Raw genomic sequence first — 7285 nt, 5'->3', positions numbered from 1 at the left:
GTACCTGAAACAACCGGACCCAATTCGGCGAGTTGGCGATAGTCTGTCCTGGCAGAACCCGGCCGGCTGACGAGGGGGCGTGGCAGATGTTGGGTCGCTATGTGAAGTCGCAGCTGATGGTGCTGCTGTGCGGCGGCCTGGTCGGGCCGATCTTCCTTGCGGTGTACTTCGCCCTCGGCGAGGGCACGCGGCCGTACATCGCATGGATGTTCTGGGTCGGCCTGCTGATCACGGCCGCCGACGTCCTGATCGCCATTGCTCTGGCCAGCTACGGCGCCAAGTCCGATGCGACCACCAAGATGCTCGAGGCCGACGGCGTGTTGGCGCTCGCTCACGTGACCGGTATCGGTGAAACGGGAACGCGCATCAACGATCAACCGCTGGTGAAGATCAGCCTGCACATCGAGGGCCCCGGCATCGCCCCCTTCGACGCCCAGGACAAGGTGATCGCATCGGTGACGAGGCTGCCCCTGATCACCGGACGCAAACTGGTGGTGCTCGTCGATCCCGCGACCAACCAGTACCAAATCGACTGGAACCGAAGTGCTTTGGTCGGCGGAATGATGCCTGCACAGTTCACGCTCGCCGAGGACGGCAACCGGACCTACGACCTGTCCGGGCAGGCGGGCCCGCTGATGGAGATCATGCAGATCCTCAAGGCCAACGGCGTGCCCATGAACGGAACCATCGACATCCGGTCCAACCCGGTGGTTCGCCAGCAGGTCATGAACGTCGTCAGGCGTGCTGCCGCGCAGCAGGTTCCGCCCGCCGCGCAGATGGCGCCGTCGGTGAATCCGGCTGCCGCCTACCCGCCCCCGCCCCCGCCCCCCGTGCCGTCGACCCCTCAGCGCCTGCAGCAGCTTGAGACGTTGCGCGCGATGGGAACGATCACCGAAGACGAGTACCACGCCAAGCGTCAGCAGATCATCTCCGAGCTGTGATCTGACGCCGATCTGCGGCGCGGGGGATTACTAGAACACGTTCCAGTTCGACTGCTAGCCTGAGCGCTGATGGTCCCCCCGCGAGCGTGCGTGTCTGCGCCACGACACGCCGATCGGGGCGGACGAACGCGCACGCTCGCGCACGCCGCGGGCAGACGAAAGGACTGGCGATGACTGGAGCACTCGAGGGCCGGGTGGCCTTCGTGACCGGGGCCGCACGTGGTCAGGGCCGTGCGCACGCAGTGCGACTGGCGAGCGAGGGTGCCGACGTCGTCGCCATCGACCTCTGCGGCCCGATCTCGGACACGATCACCTACCCCGCGGCGACGTCGGAGGACCTCGCCGAGACTGTGCGGCAGGTGGAGGCGACCGGCCGCAAGGTGCTCGCCCGTGAGGTCGACATCCGCGATCTCGCGGCACAGCAACAGGTGGTGGCCGACGCCATCGAGCAGTTCGGCCGACTCGACATCGTGGTCGCCAACGCAGGCGTCCTCAGCTGGGGCCGGATGTTCGAGATGTCGGAAGAGCAGTGGGACAGCGTCATCGACGTCAACCTCAACGGCACGTGGCGTACCGTGCGGGCCACGGTGCCCGCCATGATCGAGGCGGGCAACGGCGGGTCGATCATCATCGTCAGCTCATCCGCGGGTCTCAAGGCCACTCCGGGCAACAGCCACTATGCGGCGTCCAAGCATGGCCTGGTCGCCATCACGAACTCGCTCGCGCTCGAGGTGGGGGAGTTCGGCATACGGGTCAACTCGATTCACCCGTACTCGATCGGCACGCCGATGGTCGAACCCGAAGCCATGATGGAGATCTTCGGCAAGTATCCGACCTACATCCACAGCTTCTCGCCAATGCCGTATCACCCCGTCAACCACGACGGCAAGAAGGGCCTGCAGGAATTCATGACGCCCGAAGAGGTTTCGGACGTGGTGGCCTGGCTGGCCGGTGACGGGTCGAGGACGATCTCCGGATCGCAGATCGCCGTCGACCGCGGCACGATGAAGTACTGACGCTCCTCGCCCGCTTCGGCTTCCAAATAGCATGTGGGTCTGATGTTTTCGATGTTGGCGGCGTCGGCCAGTAGACGTGGGCCAACTGCTACGAGCGAATTGCGACCCAGGACACTAGTTGGGCAGTACGAGCACCGGAACCGGGCTGTGGCGCACGATCTTGGTGCCCTTCGATCCGAGGAACACCCGGGCGATCGCGCCCTGCGGCGACGTACCCAGCGCCAGTAGTTCACCGTCGAGCCACTCGGCGGCGTCGAGCGCCTGATCCCAGCCGTTGCCGGTGACCACCTGCAGCTGGACGTCATCGGCCACCACGCCGTCGGACTTCAACTTGGCCAAGGTATCTCGAGCCTGCGCTGCCCAGGACTGCAGTAGCGAATCCTCGGCATGCAGGCCAACTTCGGGCGGGTACATCGTGCGCCCACGAACCGCGAACGTGATCACACGCATCGGCACCCCGAGCTGTTCGGCGAGGGTCGCGACACGCCCCACGACGTGCAGCGACTCCGGCGTGCCTGGGTACGCACAGGTGATTCGGGTCAATCCGTGGGTCTTCGACCCGCGGTAGCCACGCGGACCGATGGCCAGAGGCACCGGCGACGAGTGCAGCAGCCGGTCCGCGGTCGACCCGATGACCACCTGGCCGAGGCTGCCGTCAGCCGCAGATCCCAGCACCAACACCTCGGCATCGAGCTCCTTGACGGCGTCCACCAGGCCGCCGGACGCCGATCGGTGGGCGTACTTGTGAAAGCTGACGTCGAGCTGGCCGTCCAGCGCCGCAATGCACTCGCGCGCCTGGGCGGCGGAGTCGGCCGCCAATCTATCGGCGTACTGGGCGTATTCGGCGTCAATGCGCGCCGGCGACGGAGTAGTCCACGGCTTCGGGACCACGGTGACGACCGACAATGTGGTCTTCAAAGTCCGTGCCGCCTCTGCGCCGAGGTTCAGCGCCGACAGCCCGCCCTTCCCGGCAAGGTAGCCCACGACGACGGTCATGCGCGATCCGCCTTCGCTACTCGCTGGGAAGTCATGCGCGATCCTTCGGCGGGGTCACGATCTCGACATCCTCGACGCCGGCAGCGGCAGCGGAGATGATCCCGTCCCCACCGTCGTTCAGTGCACTGTGGTGCCTGCCCCAGGCCAGGTAGAAGGCCAGCACGACGATCACCCAGGCGCCGAAGGCGATCCAGGTGTACCAGTGCAGGCTGTAGAGGATGTAGCCGCACGCGAGAACCGACAGGACCGGAACGACCGGGATGTGGATGTTGCGACTGCTGGTCCGAATGACGTAGTAGAACGGCACCTTGAATCCGCGCGCCAGATCGGGCTCACGGACCCGCAGGATGATCACGCCGATGGACACCACGATGAACGCGGTGAGCGTACCGATCGACACCATGTCGGCGAGCTTGTCCAGCGGAATGAAGCCCGCGAGGATGCTGACCACGATCGCCACGATGATGGTGTTGTTGACGGGGGTCATGGACTTCGGATTGACCTTCGCAAACATCGACGGCAGCAGGCCGTCGCGCCCCATCGCGAACAGGATGCGGGTCTGGCCATACATCGTGACCAGGGTGACCGAGAAGATCGAGATCACCGCTCCTGCTGCGAGTACGGTACTGGCCCACTGGTTTTGAAGGATGTCCTCCAGAATGACGGCCAGGCCGGCTTCCTGTCCGTCGAATTTCTCCCACGGCTGGGCGCCGAGGGCGGCGAAGGCGACCAGCACGTAGACGGAGGTGACGATGAGCAGCGCGGCGATGATGGCGCGCGGCATGGTCTTCTGCGGGTCCTTGACCTCGTCGCCTGCCGTCGATACGGCGTCGAGTCCGATGTAGGAGAAGAAGATCGTGCCTGCGGCGAGTCCGATTGCGGCAGTGCCCATCGGCGCGAAGTTGGCGAAGCGGTCGGTCTGGAAGGCCGTGAACGCGATGATGATGAACATGCCGAGCACGCCGAGCTTGATCAGCACCATGATGGTGTTTGCCTTGGCGGATTCCGACGCGCCGCGGATGAGAAGCAGCATGCACATGACGACGAGGAGAATCGAGGGAAGGTTGACGATGCCCGGGTCGGTGTCCCAGGGTGCCGCCGTGATCGCCTGCGGCAGTTGGACTCCGAAGATATTCGTCAAGAGCTTGTTGAGGTACTGACTCCAGCCGACGGCGACCGCGGCCGTCGACACGCCGTACTCGAGCAGCAGACAGGCCGCGACGCCCATGGCGATGAACTCACCGAGGGTGGTGTAGGCGTAGGAGTACGTCGATCCCGAAACCGGTACGGCCGAAGCCATCTCGGCGTAACAGATCGCCGCCAGGCCGGCCGCCACACCCGCCAGCAGGAAGGAGAGGATCACGGCGGGACCCGCCTCGGGTACCGCAGCGGACAACACGAAGAAGATGCCGGTGCCGACCGTCGCGCCGACACCGAACATCGTGAGTTGGAAGACGCCGATCGTGCGTTTGAGGTGGTCGGAGGCCCCATGAGCGACCGGTGCCCCGATGATGGGGCGACGCCGCAGCATCTGTTCGGTGAAGCTCACCGTTGGTGCGGTTGATGCCATGGTGCCTCCTCGGGCAGGCGTCAAGCGTTGATGTGTTGGGTGGCCAGGGCGTCTGTCAGTACGGCGGCGAACTGATCAACGGCCCAATCGATCTCCTCCTCGGTAATCACGATCGGTGGGGCGAATCTCAAGGTCGACCCATGTGTGTCCTTGACGAGAACACCGAGTGCCGCCAGCCGCAAGCTGATCTGCTTTCCGGTTCCGATGCGCGGGTCGATGTCGACGCCCGCCCACAGCCCCATACCGCGCACGGCCAGGACGCCATGGCCCGTGAGCGCGCGCAGGCGACGGTGCAAACGATCACCGAGTTCGGCTGAGCGGGACTGGTATTCGCCTCGCCGAAGCATTGCGACCACGGTCGAGCCGATCGCCGTGGCCAGTGGGTTGCCGCCGAACGTCGAGCCGTGCTCGCCAGGGTGTAGAACGCCGAGCACGTCGCGGTTGGCGACGACGGCCGACAGCGGAACCACACCACCGCCGAGCGCCTTGCCGAGCAGATACACGTCGGGGACGATGCCCCAGTGGTCGCAGGCGAAGGTACGGCCGGTGCGTGCCAGCCCCGCCTGAATCTCGTCGGCGATCATCAACACGTTGCGCTCGGTGCACAGCGCGCGCACCCGCGGCAGGTAATCCTCGGGCGGCACGATGATGCCCGCCTCACCCTGAATGGGTTCCAGCAGGACGGCGACGGTGTTGTCGTCGATCGCCGCTGCCAGTGCGTCGGCGTCACCTAAGGGCACCGCACGGAAGCCGGGTGTGTAGGGACCGAATCCGCGGCGTGCGATCTCGTCGTCGGAGAAGCTGATGATGGTCGTGGTGCGGCCGTGGAAGTTGTTGTTCGCCACGATGATGTTGGACTGGTCTTTCGCTACGCCCTTGACGTCGGTACCCCACTTGCGCGCGACCTTGATACCGCTCTCCACGGCTTCGGCGCCACTGTTCATGGGCAGCACCATGTCCTTGCCGCACAGGTCGGCGAGCGCTGCACAGAACGGCCCGAGCTTGTCGGAGTGGAATGCGCGGCTCACCAGCGTGACGGCGTCGAGCTGAGCGTGCGCGGTAGCGATGACCTCCGGGTTGCGATGGCCGAAGTTCACCGCGGAGTACGCGGCGAGGCAGTCCAGATAACGGCGGCCCTCGACGTCGGTGATCCAGACGCCCTCGGCGGACGCGGCCACGACGGGTAGCGGCGAGTAGTTGTGCGCCGCGTACTGATCGTCCACCGCGATGGCGGCCGACGAGCGCTCGCGCGAGGAGTCGATTGACCCTGCGGTGAGATCCAGTCGTTCAATCATGACGGTATCCAGAATGCTCACGAGTACACCTCCAGCGTGCAGCATTTGACGGATCCGCCGCCCTTGAGGAGTTCGGAGAGATCGACGGCGACCGGTTCGAAGCCGATATCGGCGAGTTGCTGCGCGAACCCGCTGGCCGCCGCGGGAAGGACGACGTGCCTGCCATCGGAGACGACGTTGAGGCCGAGGACGTAGGCGTCGGCGGTGGACACTTCGATCGCGTCGGGGAACAGCTCCCGAACGCGCGCGCGGGCGTCGTCGCTGAACGCCGGGGGGTAGTAGGCGATCGTGGTGTCGTCGAGCACCGCAAGTGCGGTGTCGAGGTGGTAGAAGCGCGGGTCGATCAACTCGAGGCTGACGACGGGCAGGCCGGTGATGTGCGCAACCTCGTCGTGAGCTCGCCTGTCGGTCCGAAAGCCGTGACCCGCCAGAATCATCGAGCCGACGACCAACAGGTCGCCCTGGCCTTCGTTGGTGTGCTGGGTGTAGCTCAGTGCGAACCCCAGGCTGCTCATCCACTCGGCGTAGGCGACGGCCTCACCCGCGCGCTGCGGGTAGGCGAAGCGGGCGACGACGGCCTTGTCGTCGACGATCAGGCCACCGTTGGCCGCGTAGACCATGTCGGGAAGGCCCGCGACGGGTTGGACCATTTCGACGGTGTGCCCGAGCGCGCGGTAGGTCGCCAGCAGGTTCTCCCACTGCCGAACCGCGAGGTCGGTGTCGACGGGCGTCGTCGTGTCCATCCACGGGTTGATCGCGTACTCGACGGTGAAGAAGGTAGGCGCCGTCATGGCGTACCGGCGTAGGCGGGGCGTGCGGATGCGCGGCGCCGTTGCGGCGACATCGACGGTCGGCATGCCGGCCAGATCTGAAATCGTCATGAAATAGACGATATGGCTCCCACGTCACGCAATCAATCGCCACTCATTGCGTAATAGTGCACATTTCGTTGTGCGGGAGCTAAAATAGCGGTGTTTTGTTGCGTACGGGCGGAAATGGGGTCACATGGACAGGCTCGACGACACCGACGAGCGCATTCTGGCCGAATTGGCCAACCACGCCCGCGCCACGTTCGCCGAGATCGGACAGCGGGTGAACCTGTCCGCCCCGGCGGTGAAGCGGCGCGTCGACCGCATGCTCGACGACGGTGTCATCCGTGGCTTCACCACCGTCGTGGACCGCAACGCGATCGGCTGGAACACCGAGGCATACGTACAGGTGTTCTGCCATGGCACCATTGCGCCCGCCGAGCTCCGGCAGGCCTGGATCGGGATCCCCGAAGTCGTCAGCGCCGCCACCGTCACCGGGACGGCGGATGCCATCCTGCACGTGCTCGCGCGGGACATGCGCCACCTGGAGGAGGCCCTCGAGCGCATCCGGGCGAGCGCCGACATCGAGCGCAGCGAGAGCATCGTCGTCCTGTCGAACATCATCGAACGGTCCCCCGCCTGACGGGTGGCGCACAAC

General features: G+C 65.6%; 7 protein-coding genes. 3 read left to right on the top strand and 4 right to left on the bottom strand.

The genetic code is table 11. The features are described from left to right. The first annotated feature begins 86 nt into the window (after positions 1-86). A complete protein-coding gene (locus tag ACRDUX_RS07020; protein WP_526412322.1) occupies positions 87-941 on the top strand; it encodes an SHOCT domain-containing protein in 855 nt (284 codons plus the stop codon). 170 nt (positions 942-1111) lie between these two features. Then, complete coding sequence (locus ACRDUX_RS07015) at positions 1112-1957, top strand: mycofactocin-coupled SDR family oxidoreductase (RefSeq protein ID WP_526412320.1); 846 nt, start codon at positions 1112-1114, stop codon at positions 1955-1957. A 114-nt stretch (positions 1958-2071) separates the two neighbouring features. Here the strand turns inward: ACRDUX_RS07015 and ACRDUX_RS07010 are convergent, their stop codons facing one another. From ACRDUX_RS07010 to ddaH, 4 genes are read right to left on the bottom strand one after another with little or no spacing between them, the layout of a single operon-like run. Then, the gene (locus ACRDUX_RS07010; RefSeq protein ID WP_526412318.1) at positions 2072-2953 is read right to left on the bottom strand and encodes a universal stress protein; all 882 of its coding nucleotides are present in this window, start codon (positions 2951-2953) and stop codon (positions 2072-2074) included. A 31-nt stretch (positions 2954-2984) separates the two neighbouring features. Next, the gene (locus tag ACRDUX_RS07005) at positions 2985-4523 is read right to left on the bottom strand and encodes an amino acid permease (RefSeq protein ID WP_526412316.1); all 1539 of its coding nucleotides are present in this window, start codon (positions 4521-4523) and stop codon (positions 2985-2987) included. Between the two features lie 20 nt (positions 4524-4543). Beyond that, a complete protein-coding gene (gene rocD, locus ACRDUX_RS07000) occupies positions 4544-5818 on the bottom strand; it encodes an ornithine--oxo-acid transaminase (RefSeq protein ID WP_526412324.1) in 1275 nt (424 codons plus the stop codon). A 17-nt stretch (positions 5819-5835) separates the two neighbouring features. After that, complete coding sequence (ddaH, locus tag ACRDUX_RS06995; RefSeq protein WP_526412314.1) at positions 5836-6699, bottom strand: dimethylargininase; 864 nt, start codon at positions 6697-6699, stop codon at positions 5836-5838. 124 nt (positions 6700-6823) lie between these two features. Here ddaH and ACRDUX_RS06990 point away from each other — a divergent pair, with 124 nt between their 5' ends. Next, the gene (locus ACRDUX_RS06990) at positions 6824-7270 is read left to right on the top strand and encodes an Rv2324 family transcriptional regulator (protein WP_526412312.1); all 447 of its coding nucleotides are present in this window, start codon (positions 6824-6826) and stop codon (positions 7268-7270) included. Positions 7271-7285 lie beyond the last annotated feature (15 nt).

It is taken from the genome of Mycobacterium sp., assembly GCF_050701675.1.
Taxonomy (GTDB): domain Bacteria; phylum Actinomycetota; class Actinomycetes; order Mycobacteriales; family Mycobacteriaceae; genus Mycobacterium.
This window is presented reverse-complemented; position numbering and strand designations above follow the sequence as displayed.